The following is a 25,657-nucleotide window of genomic DNA, read 5'->3' on the forward strand; positions in this document are numbered from 1 at the left end:
TACCTGTGGGGGTAGGGGGTTTGAGATTTTCAATTACTTGTCTGGCAATTTGCGGATCGAGATAAGCTGCACCTTCAACCGCAGCAGCGATCGCATTCAACAACCGCTCGACACTCGCCCCTTTGATACAATAAGCATCAGCACCGCTAGATAACGCAGCAATAATTTCTGTCTCTGTTTTGTGAGATGTCAGCATTACTACATGCGTTTCTGGTAATGCTGCTTTGATTTGCTGTGTCGCCGCAATTCCATCCAATCGCGGTAAACCAATATCCATCACCACCAAATCAGGTTTCAATTTCAGTGCAGCTTGCACACCCAAATAACCATCTTCCGCTTGTCCAACAATTTCCAACTGTGGATGAGCCATTAATGACTGTTCTAATCCGAGTTGCATCATCGGATCGTCTTCAACAATTAACACCCGCAACGGTGCAGCATCTAAAGGTATATTGAACGCAGAGACTGTATTTGAAGACATTTTTTGTGTGTTGGTGGATAGTGGATAGTGGGGCATCGGGCATCGGGCATGGGGCATGGGTAATGGGTAATGGTGAGCCAGCGCGGTCTTCTCCCTTTGGGAGAGGCTAACGCCAAGGGGAGCCAGTGCGGTCTTGGGAGCAAATCGCCACTTGCGCGTCTGCCGGGAAACCCGTCCAACGCAGTGGCTCCCCAAGTGGAGCATCTGGCGTGGTCTCCACGCCAGGTGCTTCAAGTCTGGCGACCGAACGCACTGGCTCCCCATGAGCGACTGGCGTGCATAGAGAAGGGGGGAATGGGGAATGGGGAAAGGGACTCATGGGAAAGAATTATTACCAATTCCCAATTCCCAATTCCCAATGCCCAATGCCCAATGCCCAACAACTATCAACCAACAACTAACTCCTTTTACTCTTCCACGCGATAACCGAGTTCTGCCAAACTGACGCGAGACTGACGCCACTTTGGTTGTACCTTGACGAATAATTCTAGATAGACTTTGCCGGCGATTAACTTTTGGATTTGTTCGCGAGCTGCACTACCTATAGCTTTGAGCATAGCTCCACCTTTACCGATGAGAATGCCTTTTTGGGAATCTCGTTCAACGTTGATGGTAGCGAGTACGCGAGTGATAGCTGGTGTTTCTTCCACTTTCTCGATCGCGATCGCTACCGAATGAGGAACTTCCTCACGAGTCAACAACAAAATCTGTTCTCGAATCAATTCCCCCATAATAAAGCGTTCCGGTTGGTCAGTTACCAAGTCGGGTGGATAGTAGAACGGTCCTCGTTCTAAATGTTCAATTAATAAATCTTGCAGTTCTGGTAATCCCGTCGCAGTCTTGGCAGAAAATTTTCCTGTTTGCCATTTATAGGATTGTGCTAACTCAGTGTAACTATCGTCTATAATCTGAGAATCCTTCGGTTGTTGATCGATTTTGTTCACACCCAAAATTACAGGTGTTTCGCTTCTAGTCAGTAACTCGGCAATATAGCGATCGCCTGTACCACAAATCGTCGAGCCATCCACCACAAACAGCACTACATCCACCGATTCAATCGCAATTTTCGCATTTTTCACCAGCACTTCCCCTAATTGATGATGGGGTTTGTGAATTCCTGGTGTATCAACAAATATTAACTGCGCTTCTGGTGTCGTTAAAATCCCTCGCAAACGATTGCGTGTAGTTTGCGCTACTGGAGAAGTTATGGCAATTTTTTGTCCTACTAATTGATTCATCAACGTAGATTTACCGACATTTGGGCGACCGATAATGCCGATAAAACCCGATTTGAATTCAGGAGGAGCCTGGGGGACAGTTACTTCTCCTGATAAAGAGAAGGTATAATTCTCAATACTTTTCACCTTTGGCTCCACCGTCATAGTTTATATATATGATAAGTTGATTTAATTGGACACAAAACAAACATAAAATCACCCTGGAAATTTTGACGATTGCCTTTACTTAAGTTTAATTTACTACTAATTATATTATTCGGAGAATAATGTCATAAAAGATATGGGAGAACCAAAACGCATTGGAATTCTGACTAGTGGTGGAGATTGCTCTGGTTTAAATGCTGCAATCAGAGCTGTAGTGTATTGCGCTGTGGGAACTTATGGTTGGGAGGTTTTGGGAATTCGGCAAGCGACTTTAGGATTGATGGTACGTCCTCCACAATTCACAAAACTGGAAGTTGACCAAGTTAATACGCTATTAACTGCTGGTGGTACAATGTTAGGAACAACTAACAAAGGCGATCCTTTTGCCTTCCCGATGGCAGATGGAAGTGTATGCGATCGCTCTAATGAAATTATTGCAGGCTATCACCAATTGAATTTAGATGCTTTAATTGGAATTGGTGGTGATGGTAGTTTGGCAATTCTCCGCCGACTTGCACAACAAGGTGGTATAAATTTAGTTGGTATTCCCAAAACAATTGATAACGATATTGGGATTACAGAACATGCGATCGGTTTTGATACAGCAGTAAATATTGCCACCGAAGCACTAGATCGCTTACATTTTACCGCTGCAAGTCATAGCCGCGTCATGATTTTAGAAGTGATGGGACGTGACGCAGGACACATCGCCATTGCAGCGGGAATTGCGGGGGGAGCAGATGTAATTTTGATTCCAGAAATTCCCTACACAATTGAGCATATTTGTCAAAGAATCAAAGAACAGCAAGAGAAAAACAAAAATTATTGTTTGATAATTGTATCTGAGGCAGTTCGCACTCAAGAAGGTGAAAATGTCACAATTACAAATCGCTTAGGTCAATCTCGATATGGTGGTATTGGTGAATATTTAGCCGACCAAATTATCCAGCGTATTAATGCAGAAACACGAGTTACAGTTTTAGGACATATTCAACGAGGTGGAACAGCTTCACCTTTGGATAGATTAGTCGCAGCAGCTTTTGGTGTAGCAGCGGTTAATTTGATTGCAGAGGGTAAATATGACCAGATGGTAACGTGGCAAAATCGTCAAGTTGTTAGCGTACCAATTGCCGAAGCGATCGCTCAATATAGAGCCGTCGATCCAAATGGTACTCTAGTTAAAACCGCTCGTGGTATCGGTATTTATTTAGGAGATTAAATTGTAGGGTGCGTTAGCCTTCGGCATAACACACCCTACGTCTACTCCTACCCATTACCCATTACCTATTTAACTAATAACTCCCATCACAATTCGCCTTCATTTACAGCTTGATTGCCTCGTTCCCAAGCGATGCAGCCACAGAACGCAAGTGCAGTGGGCTTCTGCCTTAATTTGTGTCTGCCAGGTAGATGCGAAACGCCTCACGCTCACCGATTGGCAGGAGAAGACTTTATCAAAGCCTCTGACATCTGTATGCAATGCCAATAGTTTTAATATAACTTAATCAAAATATCTATGCAAATCTAGGAATGCAGCTATACAATTAGAAAAATCGAGTTGAGGAAAAAGCAATTTCAGAGTTAGTTAGCCCAAAAGAAGCATCGCAACGCCTGGGTGTGAGTGTGGATACTCTGAGGCGTTGGGAGGCAGCGGGAAAAATTAAGGCAATGAGAACGCCAACAGGACACCGAAGATATGACTTAACTTCATTAGTCACGGGCAATGAAGAAGTTAATACCTCTGCAAGGGTGATTTCAATCACAGAGGATACGCTGCAACAGATAGCAAAGGGTTTATGCAAGTATGAACAGCAAATCTTTAAAAGCCCTTCAGATTATCCGAATGAATTGCAATTAGGCGTAGATAAGCTGGCACTTGCTTGTGTAATGGCGGGAGTAAGTCAACCGATACAAGGAGTTCCGGATTTTATTTCTAGATGGGCGCAGATTCCCTTAAAAGAGTGGAATATACAGCTTGATTTTGCTGAAGAATTGCTTGAAGAACAACTAATAGAAGAGCAAAAACCGAGTGGATTTTGCATTGAAACAGCAGAAGAATATTTTGATGAATCGGGTAATTTCCAGAAACAAGTAATTAATGAGGTAATGACTAAAGCAGCACAAAAGCCTGAGTTATATACAAGTTTTAGACGTTATCTCATTGAACACCCTGTAATAACCAAGGGAGATTTAGATGTTGATAGCATTCTGCATTTTAAGCCCGTGCTAGAAATACTTAAGAATAGCTATGAAAAAGCTCCTGAATCTTACAAGTTAGATGGGATATTTTACTGCTGCGGTCATTGTGGCGGGTTAATGTATCTGAGCAAAAATGATGAATTAAAGTGTGAAAATAAACATTGTGAAAAGCAAAACAAGCCTGAGAAAGCTTTCCCCACCGATGAAGATGATGAGGTTTTTTGGTTGAAGCCGGATTTACGATATTTTATTCATCGTCCAGGAAAACCAGAACTGAGATTAACAGAGAGATTGCGACAATTAAACCTAGAAGTGCAGCTATACCCTGAGCTTGATAAATACGATTTACACTTGGTTTTTTCCGACAATATAGTTTGGGCAGTTGATGTTAAGTTTTGGGAATGTGCATATAATTTAGCGAAAAAAGTTGATAAGCCTATTCCTAGACTTAAGCATCAGCCATACCAAGATTCATTCTTTGTCTTTCCTGATGAAATTCAAAGTTACGGTCAGGAATATCTGCAAGAATTTCGTACTTACTGTACAGTTCCGCTTAAAAAGTATCAGGTAATGTTTGAAAGTGAATTTGTTAAGAAAGTTATGACTAAATTAGAGAAACACAAATGAGAAATACTTCCAAGTGGTATCAGCCATTAAAAACAGATTTAAACAAACATTTATGCGAGGTCGAATTAGGGCTGTATTTGTTAAATACCTTGGTTCCAGACGCTAGTGCTAATAGTTTGTGGGTGCTGCTGACTGGATATGCGTATAATTTTGCAGAGTGCCAAAATTGGACAAATAATCACTATCAAATGTTGGCATCCGCTCGTCATCTATTGCCACAATATCACAGTCCGGCTAACTGGGAAGAAGCCTTACAGCGTTATCAAGAATCCCCACCCGATATTCACGGTTACGAAATTTATCAGGTTGATGAATATTGGCGATATCAATTGCGAACTAATATTACAGTTGCTAATAACAGATTTGAAATTTATAACTCTGCCTTAAATCTGCCAGTAGAGTTATCGCAAAGAAGTGATATACACTGGGCTAAAGCTGGAAAATATAAATGTGATGTCAAGGATAAAAAAGAAACAGTTGAAATAATTCCAGAAATTGCAAGTTTACCCAAACCCCCACAGCACAATCTAGCTGGTGTGCAACAGAGAAATCCTCTGAAAGTAAGCTGGAAAGAACTAAGAAAAACAGCCGACTGGATGGATAATCAATTAGAAAAGCGGGGTCAAAAACCGCAGTGGATAAGACGTTTTAATCAAGTCAAGCTACAAATATTCAACGATAAACAAGAATTAATTGATGCAGAATATTTAACTATCAATAAAATACTGCATCTAGTCGGGATGGTCTCTTCTGGTAAGTCCAACCTCATGAAAATATTAGCAGTATGGGGATGGCAAAATAAATTATGCGTAACCCTTGTAGTCACGGATGTGCTGCAAATTTTTGAATTGACCAAAATGTTTGACGAATTAGGAATTAATGATGTAGCTCCTATTTTAGGAAATTCTAACAAAGTAAGCCATTTAAATAGATTGCACAGAGCCGTTTATAACTCTAATCGCAATCAGCCTTTTAAACAAGAGCATACTGGGTTTCAATGGCTAAGTAACACCTGTTTATTGACATCATTTGTTCATCCGAAAATGAACACACAATTTGCAATGGGGACGCAGCCATGTTTTTCTTTAGAAACTATCGATACAAATGAAGAAGAATCAGAAGCATCAATCAAAACTAAAGTTTGTCCAGCTTACGGTGTATGTCCCTATCATAAAAAAGAACGTGATTTAGTTAACGCTTCTATCTTGATTGCCACACCTGGAAGTTTAGTTTACACCAGAGTACCACGAGCAATCAACCGAGAGAGCATTCTTTATTTTGAATTAGTTTGCAGACGCAGTGATTTGGTGATTGTCGATGAAGTTGACCAACATCAGGCTTACCTAGATAAAGCATTTAGCCCTGATAAAACATTACGCAGACCGTCTAGAGATGCCTGGTTAGATAAACTTTACGATAATATTGAAGCTAAATTGAAGTATGAAAAGTCACAAGTTCTTGAAAATGAGCTTGTATCAAATTGGTGGAACGCTTGCCAGAAAGCAAAAGTAACTGCCGATGAGATATATCACTTATTAAGCAAGGAAAATAGCTTATCTAAATGGCGCGAGAAAAAAAATTATTTTACCGATTGGTTATTATTAGGAGAGGTTGCCAATTTACTAACAACATCGGATAATACCAAAAATATCGAGCAATTTAATAATTTAATGCAACGTGTATTTGAGCCATATATTAAAGATTTAGATAACGAGCATAATCCTTTATTTGCGCTAGCTAAAAAAGATAAAAAAGGTGCAGCAATTAAGGAATGGGTTGAAAAAACAGCAACCGTTCAATTGCCCCAAGAAAAACTTGCAGAAATTGCTCTAACACTAGAGTTTGCCTTGCTAGTCTGCGACTTGCAAGGCAAACTCTACTTTATGATGAACAAATGGCAACAGGTGCAAAGTACATTGAATTTAGATATATCAGATTCAATGTGGTTTGATTCTCCACCATCAGACTTTAATCCGATTATTCCAGCAATGCCAATGGGTAATCAATTAGCATTTCAATACCACAAATCTTATAAAGAATCACTAGGCAGTTTACAGTTTTTCCGCTGCACAGGTGTTGGACGCTGGTTACTACTGAATTTTGATGAATTGTTCAAAGGAGATAATATTGCCAGTCCCCACCTATTGCTGATGTCAGGAACAAGTTATGCAGGAAAGTCTCCTGCATACCATGTTGATGTGCCTGTGTCTGGAGTGCTTGTACCAGATACGTCACAGCAAATAAAAATACACTCAGAGTTGTTAAAATTATCTAATAAACAACAGCCTATTTCTGTCTCCGGAGCCGGAGATAATAAACGTCGTAATTTAGAAGAAATAGTTAAACAACTGGTAGAAAAAGAATATCTAAGTCAAAAAATTAAGGAATTGCAAGGTAGAAAAATTTTATTAGTTGTCAACAGCTACGAGCAAGTTGATTGGGTTTATCAGTGTCTAGTAAACTTGGGATGGAAAGATAAAGTTATAGCTTTATCCCCAGATGATGAAATCTCTGATGAATGGGATGATAATCGTAACTTTTTGCAGCGAGGACAATCACCAGATTTTGCTACCAGACCGGAAGTAATTTTAATAGTTCCACTAAAAGCGATTGAGCGAGGTCATAATATTGTCGATAAGGATGGAAAAGCAGTAATTGGAGCAGCTTATTTTTTAGTTTTACCTCACCCCATTCCTGATGATTTATCTTATGCTATTCACTCGATAAACCGTTGGGCAATTGACAATTATAAAAAAGCTAAAGGGGAAAATTTAAATAAATTAGGTAAGAATTTTCGTGATGCTGCTTACGAACAGTGGTGTCATTTCTTACACCTATCAGTCAGATTGACAACTCTCCCAGATGATGACCGTAATGCAGTGTATTGGGATATCATTGTTTCTCTTTGGCAAGTGATAGGTCGTTTAATTCGTGGTAATGCCGATGCACAAGTTTTTTGGTGTGATGCTAAGTTTGGCATAAATACCGCCAAAAATGAGGATGGCAAAGAAGATACTTCTGCTAGTAGTGTGCTAGTTGGGATTGTATATTTACTCCGTCCTTATTTTGAAAATGATCCAGAAATTCCTATATACGATCGCGCTATTGTTCAATCTCTTTATCGTCCTTTTTATCAGGCGATCGCTAACACTATAAACCTTTCTGGTTTACCCCAAATCAATCTTTAATTAATTGCAAATCATTATGCCATATAAAACAATCCGTTTCTGCTCTTTAAAATTAAAATCTGACTTGCCAAAGCAAGAGTTTTATGTAATGAAGTTTCCCGAAGAAGCAAAGGATGTCATTAGAAGGCTTGCAGCTAAACAAAATGGGACATCATTTGATAAAACGAGTCTTCCAGTCAAGTCACTTTACAAAGGGTTAAGACTTGCCCCTGGTTTAATTCACATTGGTAAAATATCGCCAAAGAGAGATAACGATGAAGAAACTAATAAAGAGAAAGAGGAATTTTGGTTATATAGTCCTCAGCAACTAGACACAAAAAAATTGTCGGCAATTTTAGCTTATTGGATAGAAACAGAATTTCCAGATAAACCTAGTAAACGAGGGCAGGTTATCAGTGCTGAAGAAAAAGAATTAGCCACTAGTTATTTGTCTGAGGAGAAATTGATTTGGGAGAAGAAAGAGGTATCTTATACAAGTAAGTTTCCTCCTCATCCCAATAAAACTCCTAATTTATCTAACAGTGATTATGTTTGGTTGCCTCACATCATAGCTGCAAAACTAAGTCAACCAAAGCTAAAGTTTGAAGTTGATGGACAACAACTCCAATTCTACCGTTCTGTTCCATCTAACGGAAAAGGAGCAGAGTTAATTTCTTGGCAGCCATTAAATTACACAGAAAACGGACAAACTTACTATTATTCAATAGTTCTAACACTGAGTATCATCTTGGAGCCTGGTTTGCCTTATCCCCGATTTGATATTACACCAAGTATTAGACGCTGGCTAAGTATCAACGATTGTAAATTATCAAATAATCACGGCAGTAACGCCTACATCCGTGCCAAACTGAATTGGGGTAAAGGACTAAATCCTGATGATTTGACCGAATATTTTATTAATTGCCGAATGGTTTTAAAAAAAGGTCTAGCCAACTGGGATGAAAATTTAGGCGAACTATTAGCAAAATTAGATATTATTTCAAATAATCCGCAGGAAATTTTAGCTAATCCATCGTCAGCATTCAACGATAAACCTAATATTGGGATTACCTATAAAGAAGGCATGAAACCTAAGCATAAAGTGGCGAAAGGAGTGCCTACAGTCAATACTGATCAACTTTTGAAGCAAATAGATAATGTATTAACAGAATATTTTGAACCCATATATTGTCAACGTCAGAATTCTAAAACAAGCAAGCAACCGAGTCAGTTCTTTGACTTGAAAAAGCCGGAAAATAATTTTGATGAGCCTCTGTACAAGAAAAAAGCAGAAACAGAAAAAACATTTGAAGTAACTAAAAAGAATGAATTTAAAAAAAAAAAAAAAAAATTAAAAACTGTCTCAAGAAAAAAACTGAGTTAGAATCAGATTATCAGAAGCGCAGAGAAGAACTTGTGAGAAAACAAGAGATCGAGCGTCTTAACTGGAAACCAAAATTAGAAGAAACAGAAGAAGATTTCCAATTACGATTAAAGCAGTTTAATGATAACCTTAGTACAGCACAAGCAAAATTGCGGAGTGCTATTCGTTCATCCATAGGTGAACAATTGACAATTTGGATTTGGCACATTAAATCAGAAAATCTAGAGAAACGTCTCAAAGCTATAAAGTATTGCCTGGGTTTGCCAAAAGCAGAACCAGGAAGTCATTCTTTTCCAGAAGGTTTAACAGTAAATATCTGCGTCAGTGAAGTTGCTTCCTTGGCACAACGTTTAGATTTATCTCCAGAAAGTAAACCTAACAGCAAAGAGCGAGAGAAGGCTATCAACAAGCGCAAAAGTGAAGTAGCTAACCTTGTTGAATCACCCAAATCTGAATTACTAGGAAAAGTGGGAATTTGGTTTGAACTTTACGATAAAAAACATTGGAAATTTGTACAAAAAGATAAAGAAGGAGAACAAAAAAAATATTGGCTAGCACCTTGGGGAGACCCTAAACGTGCTATTCGTATGGGTTTTTCTGACGAGGGATTTGTCAGCAAATTTATTACCCCAGAGCGAAAAAGTTATTATCAAAAAGCAATATGTAGCTTTGTTGATCTGTTGCGTTCTCTAGGGGTGCGCTTAGAGCCATCTAAGATACAACTTTCCAATGTAGATAAAGATACTCCTATTAATGAAGTGGGGCTACGGCTGATAAATCGTACTTCTCAAACTGGGGAAAATGGAAAACCACAGTTAATTCCTGTGATGGTCAAAATGTGTTCTTTGACTAACGAAACAAGCGCTATTTTCCCAGGTATCACAGAATGGATACCCTATGATGAAGCATTGACACGCATAAACAATGATGGAGATGGGTCTATAAATAATGATGATAATGGTAAAGCTAGAATCCGCACATTTATTGAGTATGTTCTAAAGACACCAGAGCTTCGGGGAAAGCCAACAATACTTTACTGTGAAGCAGAGAATATCCGTCAAGTCTGGACATGGCTACAAGATACACAAATTGACTCTCGTGGATTATCTTTTGCAGAACGAAAAAATCAGGTTTTCGATGCCATGCCCGAATTACGTGTTATCCGAATACGTTCTGGTAATGAAACAGCAGAATGGTATGGAATAGATGGGGAGAAATTATCTGGATTTACTACTGGTATATTTAAAAATTCAGATAACGATCGCGTATTTTTTAGTATTGGGGAGAAGCCTGCAACAATGAAGGTTCCCAAAGATTTCTCTAGAATTGATAAACCTGGAAAAGTTTGGCATCATCCTTCTATTATGGAGATTACAATAGGTTACAGGCAAAAAGATGACGACCCCTTAGAATTAGCTGCGATCGCCCACCAATCTCGAAAGGGAGTTTTGCAATATGAAGACTTTTTACAAGTACCTAGAGTCCTGCATTACGCTAAACAAATGGGTGATTATGTCCTCATGCTAGATGATGATGATGATGAGCAATCTGATAACTGATGTAACTTCTTGCGAACAAGCTCCTTCTCGCAACGAGTGAGTAACTACACGGGATGCAGAGCATCCTGGTAGTCATTCCCAACACGACTGCTGTCAGGAACTACTGAATAACTCCTAGTACAAACTCACCTTCATTCACAGCTCGATTGCTAGAAGTATCATAAACCAATCCATCTTGTTCGCAGTAGACATCAATTACAACAGGTAACTTACCCTCTTTATTAAAACTAAGAATTTGATAAAGTCGTTCTCCAGCTTTAACTTCGCTACCCAATTCTACCCTTGATTGAATCATTCCCCCGGAGGAAGCATAATACTTTATCACATTACTTCTAGCTCGAAAACACATTTTTTGAGAAATGCTTTCATCCACAGTTAAATCAAGCAAAACACCTTTTTTAATTAAATAATTTTTCACACCCCGCACACCTTTAGCAACTGAATCAGGAATCATTTGCATTCCCGTACCCAGTTCAAGCGTCCAAGCTTCCACATCAAACTGAATTTCTCTCCCAAGTTGTTGAAAACAATCTTCCAGCGCTAACCAAGGTTTGATAAACGCTTCATCAAAAGCATCACCATCATATTTATCAAGTATAAATCCGTGTTCGAGTAAAAAGTATTTAGCGCTTTCTTCGCGATTTCGGAAATAATAAAGATAATTTATGCCTTGATTTGAAGCACTGTGTAAATCAATCAAGTAATCTGCATCTAAACTGAGAGATTGTAGTTGATAGCGAAACCGCTCAGTATAAGGCACGCTACTAGGAGAATTAATTTTCTCTAAAAGTTCTCCAAACTTATCCTTGATTCTGCTGAGATAATTCTCTCTGACAACCTCAATATCAAGATTAAGTTGAGATTTAGCAAAAGCTAGTAAATCATCAGCTTCCTTTTCATAATCCCAAAAAATGCGGTTCCAATCCTTCGCTTCATAAACGCAATATCTACCAGAAGAAAAAACATGCGATCGCTCATTAGTTCCCATCGGATTACAAACCGGAACCAGCCAAACTTCCCCAATTAAATCCGTATCATTTATCGTCTGTAAAAACTCAATAAGCTGATAAATCACAGCATTACCAGCAATTTCCGCACCATGCAGATTAGATTGAATGTATACCTTCTTACCAACATTAGCACCAACAAACTTGTAAACTTGCAGCGATAAAACATCACCACTAGCCATTTGACGCAACTTAATCGTCACAATCTCTGGAATCATCCTATATACTCTTTGCGCCTTTGCGCCTTTGCGTGAGATTATTTTCTTAAGTCCCCGGTAAATTCCGCAACCGCTCATCTTGATGAGTACGGTCTGCTAACACTTTTAACAGAGGACCATGTGAAGTAAATTCTACAACACTAACCGACCCAACCGGACATCCCAAACGAAAACGAAAGCGTCCGACATCAATTCCCAACAGACTGCACAGCATAATTCTGATAGTTGCCTTGTGGGAAACAATTAACACATTGCCATCGCGATAAAGCTGCTTAATTTCTTCAATAACCTGAGTAGATCGAGAAGCGATCGCAACAGCCATTTCCCCACCAGTCGGTGCATACCACGCCGGATCTGCTAACCAGCGGATATAATCATCGTGAAATTCTTTACTTACCGCTTCGGGTGTGCTTCCTTCCCACTTACCGTAGTGAATTTCCTTTAAACCATCCCGCAGTTGTGGTTGCATTTCAATAGCTTCACACAAAGGTCTTGCAGTTGCCAAAGTGCGGTGCATCGGACTGCAAAAAATTGCCTCCCAAGGAGTAGAACTGTATGAAGAAGCAAAAGATGAAGCCATTTCCATACCATCTGGTGTCAGTTCTGGATCTAGGGAACCGCAAAAAGCATTATTGCGACTCCATTCAGTTTGTCCGTGACGCAAAAAATAAAGAGTTAAAGTCATGGGATTTTGGATTTTGGATTTTAGATTTTGGATTTTGCGGAAAGTCTGAGGGTCGGTTTCCTCGGCTCAAAACGCATCCTCGACGGATTTTAGATTGTTATGCAGGGCGGATATCCATAACTATAGTCAGAACCAGAATACAAGCGATCGCTAATATATTGAAAAAAGTGCCAGTAATAGATTCACTTATCCTCACAAATGGTTACAACAGCAGTCAATCCCTATCTTGATGGAAACTTTGCACCAGTACACAAAGAAATCACCAGCGACACGTTGAAAGTCATCGGTGAACTACCTCCCGACTTATCCGGGATGTTCGTGCGAAATGGTCCCAACCCGCAATGGACACCCATCGGACAGTATCACTGGTTTGATGGGGATGGAATGTTGCATGGTGTGCGAATTAGCAACGGTAAAGCCACTTATCGCAATCGCTACGTGCAAACAAAAGGATGGAAAATTGAGCATGAAGCAGGTATTGCTCTTTGGAGTGGAATCCTGGAACCGTCAAAAGATAATCCCCACGGTTATTACAAAAATACTGCCAATACTGCTTTAATTTGGCACGCTGGTCAATTCTTAGCGCTGTGGGAAGGTGGTGCGCCTCACCTCATCAAAGTTCCCAATTTAGATACAATTGGTGAATATACTTATAATGGTAAGCTAAAATCTGCTTTTACCGCACATCCGAAAGTAGACCCGGTAACGGGTGAGATGATGTTTTTTGGCTACTCGTTCGCACCACCATATCTGCAATATAGTGTAGTTTCTTCTAGTGGTGAATTATTGCGGACAGTACCGATTGATTTGCCGATGGGAGTGATGATGCATGATTTCGCCATCACGGAAAATTATACAATTTTTATGGATTTGCCCTTGACATTTAGCCCGCAACGGGCACAGAGGGGAGAACCGGGGATGATGTTTGAGCGCGATCGCCCCAGTCGTTTTGGTATTGTCCCCCGTCACGGCGACAACAGTAATATCCGCTGGTTTGAAAGTCCCGCTTGCTACGTCTTTCACACCCTCAACGCTTACGAAGAAGGCGACGAAGTAGTGCTTATCGCCTGTCGCATGAATTCTACTACTATCTTTGCTTCACCACAAGACACACACGCCGATCCTCAAGCTAATATTACCCGTTTGCATCAATGGCGATTTAACCTCAGCACAGGTGCGGTGCGCGAGGAAATGTTAGATGATGTACCTACAGAATTCCCCCGTGTAAATGAAAATTTCTTGGGAAGACAAACCCGATACGGCTACGCTCTTAAAATGGAAGAGGGTTTGATTAAATACGACTTAAGCAATGGCAAATCTCAAACTCACAACTTTGGAAAAGGACGCTATGGTGGTGAAGCAGTGTTTGCACCCTCCCCTAATCCGACATCAGAAGATGAAGGCTGGCTGATAACTTTTGTTCACGATACAACTGAAGATACATCAGAACTCGTGGTAGTCAATGCCCAAGATGTAAATGCCGAACCTGTAGCGCGAGTGTTAATTCCGCAACGTGTACCCCACGGCTTTCACGGTGCATGGGTTTCTGAAGAACAGTTGAGTATTTCTATGTAAATAAACATCACAATCTCGTGCAATCTCGTTCCCACGCAGAGCATGGGAACGAATATCCAGGAGGCAGAGCCTCCACTAACCGGATTACAAGGCAGCAGCCCAGTAACGAGAAAGTAGAGATGTTTCTAGGAAGAATTTGTTAATTGAATCAACTGTTCAGGTGTAAGAATTCGCAAAGTTGTAACCGGAAAATCTTGAGGATTGCGAGTAACAATTGCATCTAATTGATTAACTAGCGCAGTGCTGTATTGAATTGCATCTTCAAAATCTCGAAAGTTAGCAGTTAATGCCATTCTAATTACTGCTTCATTAACAGTAGCAACTTGGCAATATGTGACCAACCAGTTCAAAAAATCTGTTGTCCATTCTCGACCTCGTGATTTGCGGATAATGTAATAAAGGTCACTGAAGGTTGAGGCTGAGATATAACCTTCAATTTGACCTTGCTCAACCAGTAATAATACTTGTTGACTTGCCTCAAAATGAGGCTGACGTTCAAGGGCTACGTCTACGATAACGTTGGTATCTAGAAGTACTATCACAAATCGTATTTTTCCTTCAATCCTTCCCATCTCGCCTGTTCCGGGTCAAAGTCAGGCGGAACGGGAGGAGCATTTTCTAGTAACTCCCTAAGTGATTTTACCTTAGATTTTCTCTTTGGTTTCTCTTGTTGTGTCTCGGTTTCGGGATTTGTGGAACTCGCACTCTCAACTGTCTGCAAAACAATCACTTCCACATCTCCAGGTGGCATTTTAACTGGTTCGGTAATTACTAAATTACCTGCGTCGTCAATTTTTGCTTTGAGTTTGTAAGCTTGCATATTCTTGCTCCTTATTTATTTCTAGGATAAAGCTGGGTAGACTCATAGTGCGATCGTATTTCTAAGTTTTGGTTGTGGGAGATGCGATCGCATGGGCGGTTAAGCTGTAGTAAAGGCGATTACAAAATTTTGATGTTAATTTGTCTAGCTAACTTGGGAATAATTATATTTAAGTACACTCGATAAGTCAAAGAAATAACGGAATATTTCTATGAATGCTAATTGTCCTCATTGTCAACAAATTGATAGGATACAAAAAATTAGTGCTATACACTCTTTAGGAATTTCTCATGTGCAAGCCTCTGGAAACATTGATTTTTTTAATAGCTTTAATATAAATAGTTCAAGTCAAACCGCTCTTAGTATACTTTTTACACCTCCACCTAAACCACCACGACCACGATTTTCAATTTCATTTGATATCAAAAAAATTAGTTTAGTATCAGGATGTTCTTTTATTGCTGTAATGTTAGTTTTATTGGTAATCCCAAGAAATATACTACCTGAATTTATCGTTAACCTATTAGTATGGGTTTTATTTTTAACGGTAATTTTATTTGTTGCATCTATAACTGTTATCATGCTGAGATTATTTCCAATAGTGGATAATACTATATTTAGTTATAGTGGAAATACTCATGAAGAACACTTAAAAAGTTGGCAGCAAGCTTGTAATATTTGGAATAAATTATATTATTGTCATAGATGTAATATAGTTTACGATCCTGCTAGTCCAACAGAAATAGCTTCTCCAGAAAAATTCCGTATGTTTTTTAGCAAATATATTACTGAGAAGCGGATTAAAAATTGGTTAGGCGCTTTGCTTAACTTGTAGCATCCTTGAAATGCGAAGATAACCAACGTTGTGATTTAAAGAAAATGGGCGATCGCACTCGCAACACACCCAAAACACATCCAAAAAAACTTAAAACCTCCTCCAGTCCTCTTTCAGAGGACTTTCGCTATTAGCCTGGGGTTACAAACCCCAGGCAGATGAGGTTGCAGACACGACGACATATTTAACTCTTGACGTGGTGGAATTCTAGGTGCTAAAACACTCCGCTACTGCGCGATCGCAAATAATCCCCGTCGCAGACAGATTAATGCGCTTAACTGAAATAACCTAAACTTAGATATGAACTACTAGGAGTGGAGAAGATGTTGTTGGAATTAAAGCGCATCCAAGTTCCACCGGGACAAAGAGTGCTGCTGAAAGATGTAACCTGGCAAGAATTCAAAACTATTCTCGAAGATTTAGGAGAACACCGTGCAGCCAGAATTGCATACGACAGCGGAATACTAGAAATTATGGCACCATTGCCAGAACACGAATATGATAAAGAAATTATTAGCGATTTAGTTAAAGCGCTTTTGGAAGAACTGGATATTGAGTTTAGATGTCTTGGTTCTACCACTTTCAAAAATCAAGCAATGGCTCAAGGTATAGAACCAGATCAGTGTTTTTATATCCAACATGAATCCAAGATTCGTGGAAAGAAGCGACTAGATTTAACAGTAGATCCCCCTCCAAATTTAGCTTTAGAAGTTGATATTACTTCTCGCACTCATCTTAATATTTATCAAGCATTAAAAGTTCCAGAACTTTGGCGTTTTGAAAAAGGTAAGCTGCAAATTAATATCCTGCAAAATGGAATTTATGTAGAATCTCAAGAAAGCTTAAATTTTCCTCGATTTGCGCTGAGAGAGGTGATTCCTCAATATCTTGAGCGAAGCACAACAGCAGGTAGAAATGCAACCCTCAAAGCTTTTCGTCTTTGGGTGCGACAACAGATGCAACAGTAAGGATATATGAGTTGCGATCGCCCTAACCGTTAAGTTTTTGGCGTTGCTGATTGAAAATATGAATTAGTCTCACGCACTCGTCGCAAAGACGCAAAGTTACAAAGAAAAAGAAGCATAATTTTATAATTTCATATTTTGATTCACCAACGCCAAGTTTTTTATACAGGCGATCGCCTAACCCACGATTTATTATCAGATGAAACTACATATGAAATTATGCCACGCATCTTTGACAACATAGATTTGCAACTGCTACCGATTTTGCGAGAGACTCTGAAAGTCTCTTACAGGTCAGATTTTTGCGTTGGTTACTTCAATCTCAGAGGTTGGCGGAAAATAGATGATTTAATTGAACAATATCTTGGCAGTGAAAAGGCTTGTTGCCGTCTGCTGATTGGAATGCAAAGCTTACCCAGTGATGAAGTTCATGCAGCATTCACCCTTGGTAATGGTGAAGGACGTATTGACAACAGTGCGATCGTCCGCTTCAAAAAACGGATGGCAGCCGAATTTCGCAAGCAGTTAACTATTGGTGCCCCTACGAATTTAGATGAAGCGGGGTTGCAACGGTTAAGTCATCAGCTAAAAACAAAGAAACTAATTATTAAACTGTTTCTGCGTCACTCCCTCCACGCCAAATTATACTTGGTGCATCGCAATGACCCCAATACTCCGACCGTGGGATTTTTGGGTAGCAGTAACCTGACTCTGCCCGGACTGGCGAAACAAGGGGAATTGAATGTTGATATTTTAGATCACGATGCTTGCAATAAGCTGCAAAAATGGTTTGATGACCGCTGGAAAGATTATGGCTGTGTAGATATTTCCCAAGAACTGGCAGATATCATTGATGAGAGTTGGGCGAGAAAAGAATTAATTCCGCCTTACCACATCTACTTAAAGATTATTTATCATTTGTCTCATGAAGCGATCGCAGGTTTATCTGAGTTTCGCATCCCGCGTGAATTTAATAATTTATTTGATTTCCAAAAAGCAGCAGTGCAGCTAGCAGCGCGTCATGTCACCAAACGCGGTGGTGTGTTGGTGGGGGATGTAGTTGGTTTGGGGAAAACTTTAGTAGGAACTGCCCTAGCTAAAATATTACAAGAAGATTGTTTGTTAGAAACGCTAATTATTTGCCCGAAAAACTTGGTGCAAATGTGGCAGGAATATGTAGATAATTATAAGTTATATGCGAAAATTTTGCCGATAAGTAAGGTACAAAGTAAGTTACCAGAATTACGCCGCTACCGAGTTGTATTAATTGATGAAAGTCACAATTTGCGTAATCGGGAAGGTAAAAGATATAGAGCGATCGCAGAATATGTTAAAAATAACGAAAGTAAATGCATTCTTTTATCTGCCACTCCCTACAACAAAACTTATCTTGACCTTTCTTCCCAACTGCGGTTATTTGTCCCAGAAGACGAAGATTTGGGGTTTCGACCAGAAGCTTTAATCAATGAACTAGGTGGCAGTTCTGTAGGAGAATTAGAGTTTATCAGAAGGCATCAATGTTCTGTACGCTCTTTAGCGGCTTTTGAAAAAAGCGAACATCCCGATGACTGGCGAGAGTTAATGAAACGTTACATGGTGCGGCGAACGCGATCGTTTATTAAAGAGAATTATGCCCAAACTGATGAAACCGGACGTAAATATTTAGAATTTTCCGATGGCAGACGTTCTTATTTTCCAGACCGCATTCCTCGTACTGTCAAGTTTACTTTAGAAGGTTCGGAAACTGACCTTTATTCTCGCCTTTATTCTGAATCAATCGTAGAGATAATAAATCAACTGAACCTACCTCGTTATGGGTTAGGAAATTACGTTATCAGCAAACACAAACAACCACTCACCGACAACGAACAGCGCCAGCTTAATGCATTATTTCGTGGCGGACGTAGGTTAATGGGATTTTCCCGTACTAATTTATTTAAACGTTTAGAAAGTAGTGGCTTTGCTTTTATCCAATCAATTGAACGCCATATCTTACGGAATTTTATTTATTTATATGCTTTAGAACAGGGACTTGATATTCCTATTGGTACTCAGGATGCAGAGTTATTAAACACAAGTAATAATGATGAAGATGCAGATTTAGCAGCAGTTTTGTTTGATACGGAAACCGAAGATTATGTTGATGATTCTCTGCAAGAGTCAACAGACACAGAAATAACAGAAAAAAGTTTTCGACAAAAAGCAGAGTCAATTTACACTGAATATGCAACTCGATATCAACGGCGGTTTAAGTGGTTGCGTTCTACATTATTTGATATTAAAAGGTTGAAGAAGGATTTGTTAACAGATGCCAAAGCATTAATTAATATGTTACAAAACTGTGGCGAGTGGAACCCCAAAGAAGATGAAAAACTTGCCGCTTTGGTCGAACTGCTAACAAAAACTCACCCCAACGATAAGGTACTCATTTTCACTCAATTTGCAGATACAGTACGCTACCTTGCTGATAATTTACAAGCGATAAAACTTACCAGTGTCGCAGGGGTGACGGGTCAATCAAAAGACCCTACGGAACTCGCGGTCAGGTTTAGTCCTATTAGTAATGGAAAAGGTGAGAAAGTAACAAATAATCAGGAATTACGTATTTTAATTGCCACCGATGTTTTGAGTGAAGGTCATAATTTACAAGACTGCGCGATTATTGTTAATTGGGATTTACCGTGGGCAATTATTAGATTAATTCAAAGGGCGGGACGGGTAGACAGAATTGGACAAAATGCAGACAAAATTCTTTGTTATTCTTTTCTACCAGCAGCGGGTGTAGAACGTATTATTAATTTACGCTTAAGATTACGCCAAAGACTACAAGAAAATGCTGAGGTAGTGGGAACTGATGAGGCATTTTTTGAAGATGATTCTACTCAGGTAATTCTCGACCTCTACAATGAAAAATCTGGGATTTTGGATGGCGAAGAAGATACAGAGGTAGACTTGACCTCGGAAGCATTTCAAATTTGGAAAAAAGCCACTGATGACAATCAGGCTTTGAAAAAGATGATTGAAGACATGCCAAATGTGGTTTATTCTACCCGCGCCCATACTCCCGAAACTGTGCAACCGGAAGGGGTATTACTTTACATGAAAACCACCGAAGGTAATGATTCTTTGATTTATGTTGACCGCGAAGGAAATAACGTCACTCAGTCGCAATTAGCAGTTTTAAAAATGGCGGCTTGTGAAGAAAATACTCCCGCTATTCCCAGAGATGAACAGCACCACGAGTTAGTTAAAAAAGGTGCTGAACTGATTGCTGAGGAAGAAAAAAATATGGGTGGTCAGTTGGGAAGACCATCAGGTGCAAGATTCCGCACTTATGAACGATTAAAAAGTTACGTTCAGGAAATGAAGGAGACGTTATTTATTACTGAAGAACTGCTAAAGGCAATTGATGATATTTATCGTTACCCGTTAAGACAGTCAGCAATTGATACTTTAAATCGGCAATTAAGAAGCGGCATTAATAATCAGCAATTGGCAGAATTGGTAGTAGCTTTGCGGATGGATGACCGTTTGTGTTTTGTCAGTGAAGAAGTAGAGAAACGAGAACCATCAATTATTTGTTCGCTGGGATTATTTCCGGAAAAGTGACATTGTAAAAATATTAGGACTTACGCTTGCATTGCCTGAAAAACCTAATTTGTCGTAGCGGTAATTCATGAATTACCGCTACTTCAAAACTTTTTGGCGTAAGTCTTAAATATAATGTAAATAAACTTAATATAAACATTTATAAATTTGGACACAGGAAAGAGAAAATAATTTTAATTAATTTCTCACAAAGTACTTATGAGTGAATTAAATACAGACAATTATGGTGAACTACTAGTTGCTGTCAAGCAGCGCATTCGCGCTGCACAGTATGAAGCTTTGAAGGCGGTTAATAAAGAATTAATTGCTCTCTACTGGGATATTGGACGGTTAATTGTTTCTCGTCAGCAGGGACAAAGCTGGGGGAAGTCAGTTGTTGAGCAATTAGCGAGAGATTTACAAGCTGAGTTTCCAGGTATTAGCGGTTTTTCGGTTAGGAATATCTGGAATATGCGAAATTTATATCTTACATACAGCCAGAATGAAAAACTGCAACCAATGGTTGCAGAAATTGGCTGGACTCATAATCTAGTAATTATGGAGAAGTGTAAAGACGACCTAGAACGAGAATTTTATATCCGTATGACGCGGAAGTTTGGTTGGACGAAAAATGTTTTAATTAACCAAATTGAAAATCAAAGTTATGAGAAAACTTTACTAAATCAAACTAATTTTGACCAAACTGTTTCAGAAAATATTCGTCAACAGGCTCTCTTAGCGGTTAAAGATGAGTATACATTTGACTTTTTAGAACTTGCTTCGGAACATAGTGAACGTCAGTTAGAGCAAGCAATTTTGGCGAAGGTGGAACCATTTCTCCAAGAAATGGGCGGAATGTTTACATTTATCGGTAGTCAGTACCGTTTAGAAATTAGTGATAAAGAATATTTTATTGATTTATTATTATTTCATCGTCGCTTGAAATGTTTGGTGGCTATTGATTTGAAAATCGGTGAATTTTTGCCGGAATATGTGGGGAAAATGCAGTTTTATTTGGCGGCGTTAGATGACAAAGTAAGGTTAGAGGATGAAAATCCCTCGGTGGGTATTATTCTCTGCAAATTGAAAGATAAAACGATTGTGGAATATGCGTTGAGGGAATCGAATAAACCTATTGGTGTAGCAACTTATCGGATTGTTTCAACCTTACCACAAGAGTTACAGGATAAACTTCCTACACCGAAACAAATAGCGAAATTGTTGTCAGGGTTTTAACCCAAGATTTAGCCAAGTAGAAGTTTGAAAATAGAGCATATTTCAAAACATATATTTGCAATGTCCAGATCCCCGACTTCGCAGGAGTTGTCGGGGATCTAACTTTTCATTAATGATTTTGGCTGTTTCGGTATTTACACTCAAGCTAAATTTTGTTTGTAGCGGTTATTACAGATAGAGGGCGATCGCTCCTTCATAAACTTATTACATTTGTCCTTCTTTAAATAAACCTCTCCAGCCCAAGTATAAAGCAAACTATAAAGCTTTTTCGGGCGGATTCGTCATGCTCAAAAATTCTATTTTTTCTTTAATAGTCTAAGTATACTATGAAACTGAATTTTAAACAGACACGCGATTTCCTGTATAACTTCCAATTCGAGGATTTATTTATCGAGGAGTTGGGTTGGTCACAACCGATACGCAGAAAGGCTGTAAGCTTGGAAATTGAGGGCAAGATTTTTCAGTACAAATGTATTGCAGAGATATCAGGTGTAGCTGTTTATGAAGTTACCGCAGCAGATGGTGAATCAGTTGCCGGGAACGGTTTCCGTTCCGGCAAACTGATGAACCCGGAGGGTGAAATTCCAGAAGCTAAAATTCGCGCTGCTATTTACCAAGAAATTACTAAATTAAAAGCTGAAAATTTGCTGATTTTTCTTGATGATAAACGCACCCGCAGTCTTTGGTATTGGGTAAAGCGGGAAGAAAATAAAAGCTTTATTCGTGACCATTTATATGTAAAAGGTCAACCAGGAGATTTATTTTTAAGTAAGCTTGGTTCTCTGGTTATTGATATCACTGAACTAGAAAACAGTGAACCGACTGTTGTAGAAATTGCTTATCGACTGCAAAAAGCTTTTGATGTTGAACGAGTAACTAAACAGTTTTATAAAGAATTTCAAGAACAGCACAAGCAGTTTTTAGCCTACGTTCAAGGCATTAATAATACTCATGACCGACGTTGGTATGCATCCGTGCTTCTCAATCGCTTGATGTTTGTTTATTTTCTCCAACGTAAGGGTTTTATTGATAATGGTGATTTAAATTATCTGCAAAACAAGCTAAAAGAAAGCAAACAGCAAGGCGATAATCTTTATTATAACACCTTTTTGCAAGTATTATTCTTTGAATCTTTTGCTAAACCAGAGATAGACCGCAACCCATCTGTACAAGCTTTAGTAGGAAATATTAAATACTTAAATGGGGGATTATTTTTAAGACATCGCATTGAGCAAGAGTATAATATTGTTATAGTAGATGAAGCGTTTGAGAAAGTTTTAGATTTATTTGCGCGTTATTCTTGGAATTTGGATGACACCCCAGAGGGAAAAGATGATGAAATTAACCCCGATGTTTTAGGGTACATTTTTGAAAAATACATTAACCAAAAAGCGTTTGGCGCTTACTATACTCGACCGCAAATAACTGAATATCTCTGTGACAGAACAATTCACAAATTAATTGTAGACCGCGTCAATTCTTCGATTTCAGACAAGTATAAACCATTTGAGGATATTAACGAATTATTCCTCAAACTGGATGCTAATGTCTGTCGTCTACTAATTAAAGATATTCTCCCCAATTTATCGATTATTGACCCGGCTTGTGGTTCGGGTGCGTTTCTTGTGGCGGCGATGAAGACGCTAATTCAAGTTTACAGTGCGGTAATTGGTACGATTAAATTGATGGGAGATGCAAAACTAAAAAGAGAACTTCAAGATTTAGAAAAATCTCATCAATCGCTATCTTATTTTATTAAAAAGCGGATTGTTACTGATAACCTCTTTGGTGTAGACATCATGGAAGAAGCAACGGAAATTGCAAAATTGCGTCTTTTCTTGGCGTTAGTTTCTTCTGCCCACAATGTTGATGAATTAGAACCGCTACCTAATATTGATTTTAATATTATGGCGGGTAATTCGCTGATTGGGTTAATTAAGGTCGATGAAACTGCTTTTGATACAGTAGGAAATACTAAACAAGGTAATTTATTACAGCAGTTGACAGCAGATAATTACAAAAAAATTCTCGAAGAGAAGAATAAATCGATTGAACTTTACAAAAAACACGCTTTTATTCCTGGTGAGGAAAAACTTCCTGGTGGAGAAGTGGGAACGCATCAAGATGGAAGGTTGTTAAATTTGCGTAAATCTATTGACAACCTGAATAAAGAATCGCAAAAGAAGTTAAATTTTTTATTGTTGGATGAGTTTAGTCAAAAACTGGGTATTAAATACGAGGAAGTTCAGTTAACTGGTAAATCTAAGAAGCATGTTTTGAAAGTTGATGATATTGCTGCTTTGAAGCCTTTTTACTGGGGTTATCACTTTGACAAGGTGTTAGAACGCGGTGGTTTTGATGCGATTATTACTAATCCACCTTGGGAAATTTTTAAACCACAAGCGAAAGAGTTCTTTGCACAGCATAATGACTTGGTGACGAAGAACAAAATGGATATCAAGGCTTTTGAAAAAGAACAGAATAAACTTTTACAAAATATTGAAATTGCTAACGCTTGGTTAGAATATCAAAGTCAATATCCTCACGTCAGTGCTTATTATCGTTCAGCCGAACAGTATAAAAATCAGATTTCTATTGTTAATGGTAAGAAAGCTGGTACAGATATTAACCTCTACAAGCTATTTTTAGAACAGTCCTTTAATTTGCTAGGCGATGGTGGGCTGTGTGGAATTATTGTACCTTCAGGTATTTACACCGACCTTGGTGCAAAGCAGCTACGGGAAATGTTATTCTCTAAAACTAAAATTGACGCACTGTTTGGATTATCTAATGAAAGATTCATTTTTGATACAGTACATCATGCTTTCAAATTTTCTTTACTGACTTTTGAGAAAGGTGGAGTAACTGATTCATTTAGAACAGGTTTTCGTATCAACCCGCGTGAAGCAGTTAAAGTAGAACAGCTAGATATTTTTTTCAAAAATCAAGATGAGCAGGTTAATATTTCAGTTCCACTAATTCGCCGTTTATCTCCTGATTCTCTCTCAGTGATGGAGTTTAAGAATGAGGTAGATATCCGCATTGCTCAAAAAATGCTCAAGTTACCCTTACTAGGTGAAAAGATTGAGGGTAAGTGGAATTTGCGGTTAACTCGTGAATTTGACATGACTAATGACAGCAAATTATTTAAGCAGCAACCTGGTAAAGGAAGGCTACCGCTTTATGAAGGTAAGATGGTTCATCAATTCACTCATCAATTTAGTAAACCAAGATATTGGGTTGATGAAACAGAAGGTAGGAACGCTGTTTTAGGACGAAGTGAGAGCGATAAAGGTCAAAAATTAGATTATCAATGCTATCGCCTTGGTTTCCGGTCGGTAGCATCAAGTACCAATGAGCGCTCGCTGATTGCAAGTATTGTGCCGAAATCAATATTTTGCGGAAACTCACTTTTAGTTTCTTTGAGATATTTAGAAGATAATCAAATCAGCCTGAATAATTCAGAGATGCTGTTTAGTGCAGTGGTGTTCAACAGTTTTGTAATTGATTATTGTCTGCGGCAGAAAGTAACTACAAACCTGAATATGTTCTATGTTTACCAACTACCAATACCACGTTTAACAGAAGGCGATCGCTACTTCAACGAAATCGTACAACGCGCTGCAAAACTCATCTGCACCACACCCGAATTTGACGAACTCGCGCAAGAAGTCGGACTGAGTTCCCACACAAACGGTATCACCAACGAAAGCGAAAGAGCAAAACTCCGTGCTGAACTCGATGGAATGATAGCCCATCTCTACGGCTTAACTGAATCAGAATTTGCTTACATTCTCAGCACATTTCCCATCGTTCCCGAACCCGTCAAAGAAGCTGCATTACAAGCTTACCGCATCTTAGTAGGGTGCGTTATGCCGCAGGAAGATCGCACCTTGAATTCTTGACGGTGCGTTGCGCTGTGCGACAAC

The 25,657-nt window shown here is 39.0% G+C and carries 18 protein-coding genes; 12 read left to right on the top strand and 6 right to left on the bottom strand.

What is annotated here, in order from left to right:
- Positions 1 to 481 (bottom strand): response regulator (locus PI95_RS21715; protein WP_163519083.1); only part of this gene is annotated, 481 nt, incomplete at its 3' end.
- Between the two features lie 301 nt (positions 482 to 782).
- On the opposite strand from PI95_RS21715, the gene PI95_RS21720 reads away from it, so the two are divergent.
- Complete coding sequence (locus PI95_RS21720; RefSeq protein WP_163519079.1) at positions 783 to 926, top strand: hypothetical protein; 144 nt, start codon at positions 783 to 785, stop codon at positions 924 to 926.
- Here PI95_RS21720 and era read toward each other — a convergent pair.
- Entirely contained in the window at positions 889 to 1,863 is a 975-nt protein-coding gene (gene era, locus PI95_RS21725; protein ID WP_039743341.1) for a GTPase Era, read from the bottom strand. The genes PI95_RS21720 and era overlap by 38 nt on opposite strands.
- A gap of 136 nt (positions 1,864 to 1,999) precedes the next feature.
- Here era and PI95_RS21730 point away from each other — a divergent pair, with 136 nt between their 5' ends.
- The 5 genes from PI95_RS21730 (at position 2,000) to PI95_RS21750 (ending at position 10,799) form a co-directional block, all read left to right on the top strand.
- Positions 2,000 to 3,082 carry an ATP-dependent 6-phosphofructokinase gene (locus PI95_RS21730; protein ID WP_039743343.1) on the top strand — a complete coding sequence of 361 codons (1,083 nt, stop codon included), beginning with the start codon at positions 2,000 to 2,002 and terminating at the stop codon, positions 3,080 to 3,082.
- Between the two features lie 353 nt (positions 3,083 to 3,435).
- Entirely contained in the window at positions 3,436 to 4,689 is a 1,254-nt protein-coding gene (locus PI95_RS37245; RefSeq protein ID WP_336507531.1) for a restriction endonuclease-related protein, read from the top strand.
- Positions 4,686 to 7,877 (top strand): pPIWI_RE_Z domain-containing protein, encoded by a 3,192-nt coding sequence (locus tag PI95_RS21740; protein ID WP_039743345.1) that lies wholly within the window; start codon positions 4,686 to 4,688, stop codon positions 7,875 to 7,877. The genes PI95_RS37245 and PI95_RS21740 overlap by 4 nt, the downstream gene beginning before the upstream one ends.
- 16 nt (positions 7,878 to 7,893) lie before the next feature.
- Entirely contained in the window at positions 7,894 to 9,240 is a 1,347-nt protein-coding gene (locus tag PI95_RS21745; protein WP_052324885.1) for a pPIWI_RE module domain-containing protein, read from the top strand.
- A gap of 32 nt (positions 9,241 to 9,272) precedes the next feature.
- Positions 9,273 to 10,799 carry an RNaseH domain-containing protein gene (locus PI95_RS21750; protein WP_052324886.1) on the top strand — a complete coding sequence of 509 codons (1,527 nt, stop codon included), beginning with the start codon at positions 9,273 to 9,275 and terminating at the stop codon, positions 10,797 to 10,799.
- A gap of 100 nt (positions 10,800 to 10,899) precedes the next feature.
- On the opposite strand, the gene PI95_RS21755 is transcribed toward PI95_RS21750, so the two are convergent.
- On the bottom strand, positions 10,900 to 12,024 hold the full coding sequence (locus PI95_RS21755; protein ID WP_039744100.1) for a succinylglutamate desuccinylase/aspartoacylase family protein: 1,125 nt from the start codon (positions 12,022 to 12,024) through the stop codon (positions 10,900 to 10,902).
- Positions 12,025 to 12,070: 46 nt separating this feature from the next.
- Positions 12,071 to 12,709 (bottom strand): histidine phosphatase family protein, encoded by a 639-nt coding sequence (locus PI95_RS21760; protein ID WP_039743347.1) that lies wholly within the window; start codon positions 12,707 to 12,709, stop codon positions 12,071 to 12,073.
- A 198-nt stretch (positions 12,710 to 12,907) separates the two neighbouring features.
- On the opposite strand from PI95_RS21760, the gene PI95_RS21765 reads away from it, so the two are divergent.
- Entirely contained in the window at positions 12,908 to 14,284 is a 1,377-nt protein-coding gene (locus tag PI95_RS21765; protein WP_039743349.1) for a carotenoid oxygenase family protein, read from the top strand.
- Between the two features lie 125 nt (positions 14,285 to 14,409).
- On the opposite strand, the gene PI95_RS21770 is transcribed toward PI95_RS21765, so the two are convergent.
- Positions 14,410 to 14,826 carry a PIN domain-containing protein gene (locus tag PI95_RS21770; protein WP_039743351.1) on the bottom strand — a complete coding sequence of 139 codons (417 nt, stop codon included), beginning with the start codon at positions 14,824 to 14,826 and terminating at the stop codon, positions 14,410 to 14,412.
- Entirely contained in the window at positions 14,823 to 15,104 is a 282-nt protein-coding gene (locus tag PI95_RS21775) for a hypothetical protein (RefSeq protein WP_039743354.1), read from the bottom strand. Before PI95_RS21775 ends, PI95_RS21770 begins: the two co-directional genes overlap by 4 nt.
- 211 nt (positions 15,105 to 15,315) lie before the next feature.
- Here PI95_RS21775 and PI95_RS21780 point away from each other — a divergent pair, with 211 nt between their 5' ends.
- The 5 genes from PI95_RS21780 to PI95_RS21800 all read left to right on the top strand — a co-directional run bounded on the left by PI95_RS21780 (position 15,316) and on the right by PI95_RS21800 (position 25,633).
- The gene (locus PI95_RS21780) at positions 15,316 to 15,939 is read left to right on the top strand and encodes a hypothetical protein (protein WP_163519081.1); all 624 of its coding nucleotides are present in this window, start codon (positions 15,316 to 15,318) and stop codon (positions 15,937 to 15,939) included.
- A gap of 323 nt (positions 15,940 to 16,262) precedes the next feature.
- Positions 16,263 to 16,907: a Uma2 family endonuclease gene (locus tag PI95_RS21785; RefSeq protein ID WP_039743358.1), complete on the top strand. Its 645-nt coding sequence runs from the start codon at positions 16,263 to 16,265 to the stop codon at positions 16,905 to 16,907.
- Between the two features lie 216 nt (positions 16,908 to 17,123).
- On the top strand, positions 17,124 to 20,513 hold the full coding sequence (locus PI95_RS21790; protein WP_039744101.1) for a helicase-related protein: 3,390 nt from the start codon (positions 17,124 to 17,126) through the stop codon (positions 20,511 to 20,513).
- 198 nt (positions 20,514 to 20,711) lie between these two features.
- A complete protein-coding gene (locus PI95_RS21795; RefSeq protein ID WP_039743360.1) occupies positions 20,712 to 21,728 on the top strand; it encodes a PDDEXK nuclease domain-containing protein in 1,017 nt (338 codons plus the stop codon).
- A 326-nt stretch (positions 21,729 to 22,054) separates the two neighbouring features.
- Positions 22,055 to 25,633 carry an Eco57I restriction-modification methylase domain-containing protein gene (locus tag PI95_RS21800; RefSeq protein WP_039743362.1) on the top strand — a complete coding sequence of 1,193 codons (3,579 nt, stop codon included), beginning with the start codon at positions 22,055 to 22,057 and terminating at the stop codon, positions 25,631 to 25,633.
- Positions 25,634 to 25,657: the final 24 nt, after the last annotated feature.

The organism is Hassallia byssoidea VB512170, from assembly GCF_000817785.2.
GTDB lineage: Bacteria > Cyanobacteriota > Cyanobacteriia > Cyanobacteriales > Nostocaceae > Hassallia > Hassallia carrinoi.

Excerpts from the sequence above, each read along its gene's own strand:
- PI95_RS21740 (WP_039743345.1), top strand. The coding sequence starts at position 4,686 with ATGAGAAATACTTCCAAGTGGTATCAGCCATTAAAAACAGATTTAAAC.
- PI95_RS21780 (WP_163519081.1), top strand. The coding sequence starts at position 15,316 with ATGAATGCTAATTGTCCTCATTGTCAACAAATTGATAGGATACAAAAA.
- PI95_RS21785 (WP_039743358.1), top strand. The coding sequence starts at position 16,263 with ATGTTGTTGGAATTAAAGCGCATCCAAGTTCCACCGGGACAAAGAGTG.
- PI95_RS21795 (WP_039743360.1), top strand. The coding sequence starts at position 20,712 with ATGAGTGAATTAAATACAGACAATTATGGTGAACTACTAGTTGCTGTC.
- PI95_RS21755 (WP_039744100.1), bottom strand. The coding sequence starts at position 12,024 with ATGATTCCAGAGATTGTGACGATTAAGTTGCGTCAAATGGCTAGTGGT.
- PI95_RS21730 (WP_039743343.1), top strand. The coding sequence starts at position 2,000 with ATGGGAGAACCAAAACGCATTGGAATTCTGACTAGTGGTGGAGATTGC.
- era (WP_039743341.1), bottom strand. The coding sequence starts at position 1,863 with ATGACGGTGGAGCCAAAGGTGAAAAGTATTGAGAATTATACCTTCTCT.
- PI95_RS21800 (WP_039743362.1), top strand. The coding sequence starts at position 22,055 with ATGAAACTGAATTTTAAACAGACACGCGATTTCCTGTATAACTTCCAA.
- PI95_RS21720 (WP_163519079.1), top strand. The coding sequence starts at position 783 with ATGGGGAAAGGGACTCATGGGAAAGAATTATTACCAATTCCCAATTCC.
- PI95_RS21765 (WP_039743349.1), top strand. The coding sequence starts at position 12,908 with ATGGTTACAACAGCAGTCAATCCCTATCTTGATGGAAACTTTGCACCA.
- PI95_RS21745 (WP_052324885.1), top strand. The coding sequence starts at position 7,894 with ATGCCATATAAAACAATCCGTTTCTGCTCTTTAAAATTAAAATCTGAC.
- PI95_RS21775 (WP_039743354.1), bottom strand. The coding sequence starts at position 15,104 with ATGCAAGCTTACAAACTCAAAGCAAAAATTGACGACGCAGGTAATTTA.
- PI95_RS21760 (WP_039743347.1), bottom strand. The coding sequence starts at position 12,709 with ATGACTTTAACTCTTTATTTTTTGCGTCACGGACAAACTGAATGGAGT.
- PI95_RS21790 (WP_039744101.1), top strand. The coding sequence starts at position 17,124 with ATGCCACGCATCTTTGACAACATAGATTTGCAACTGCTACCGATTTTG.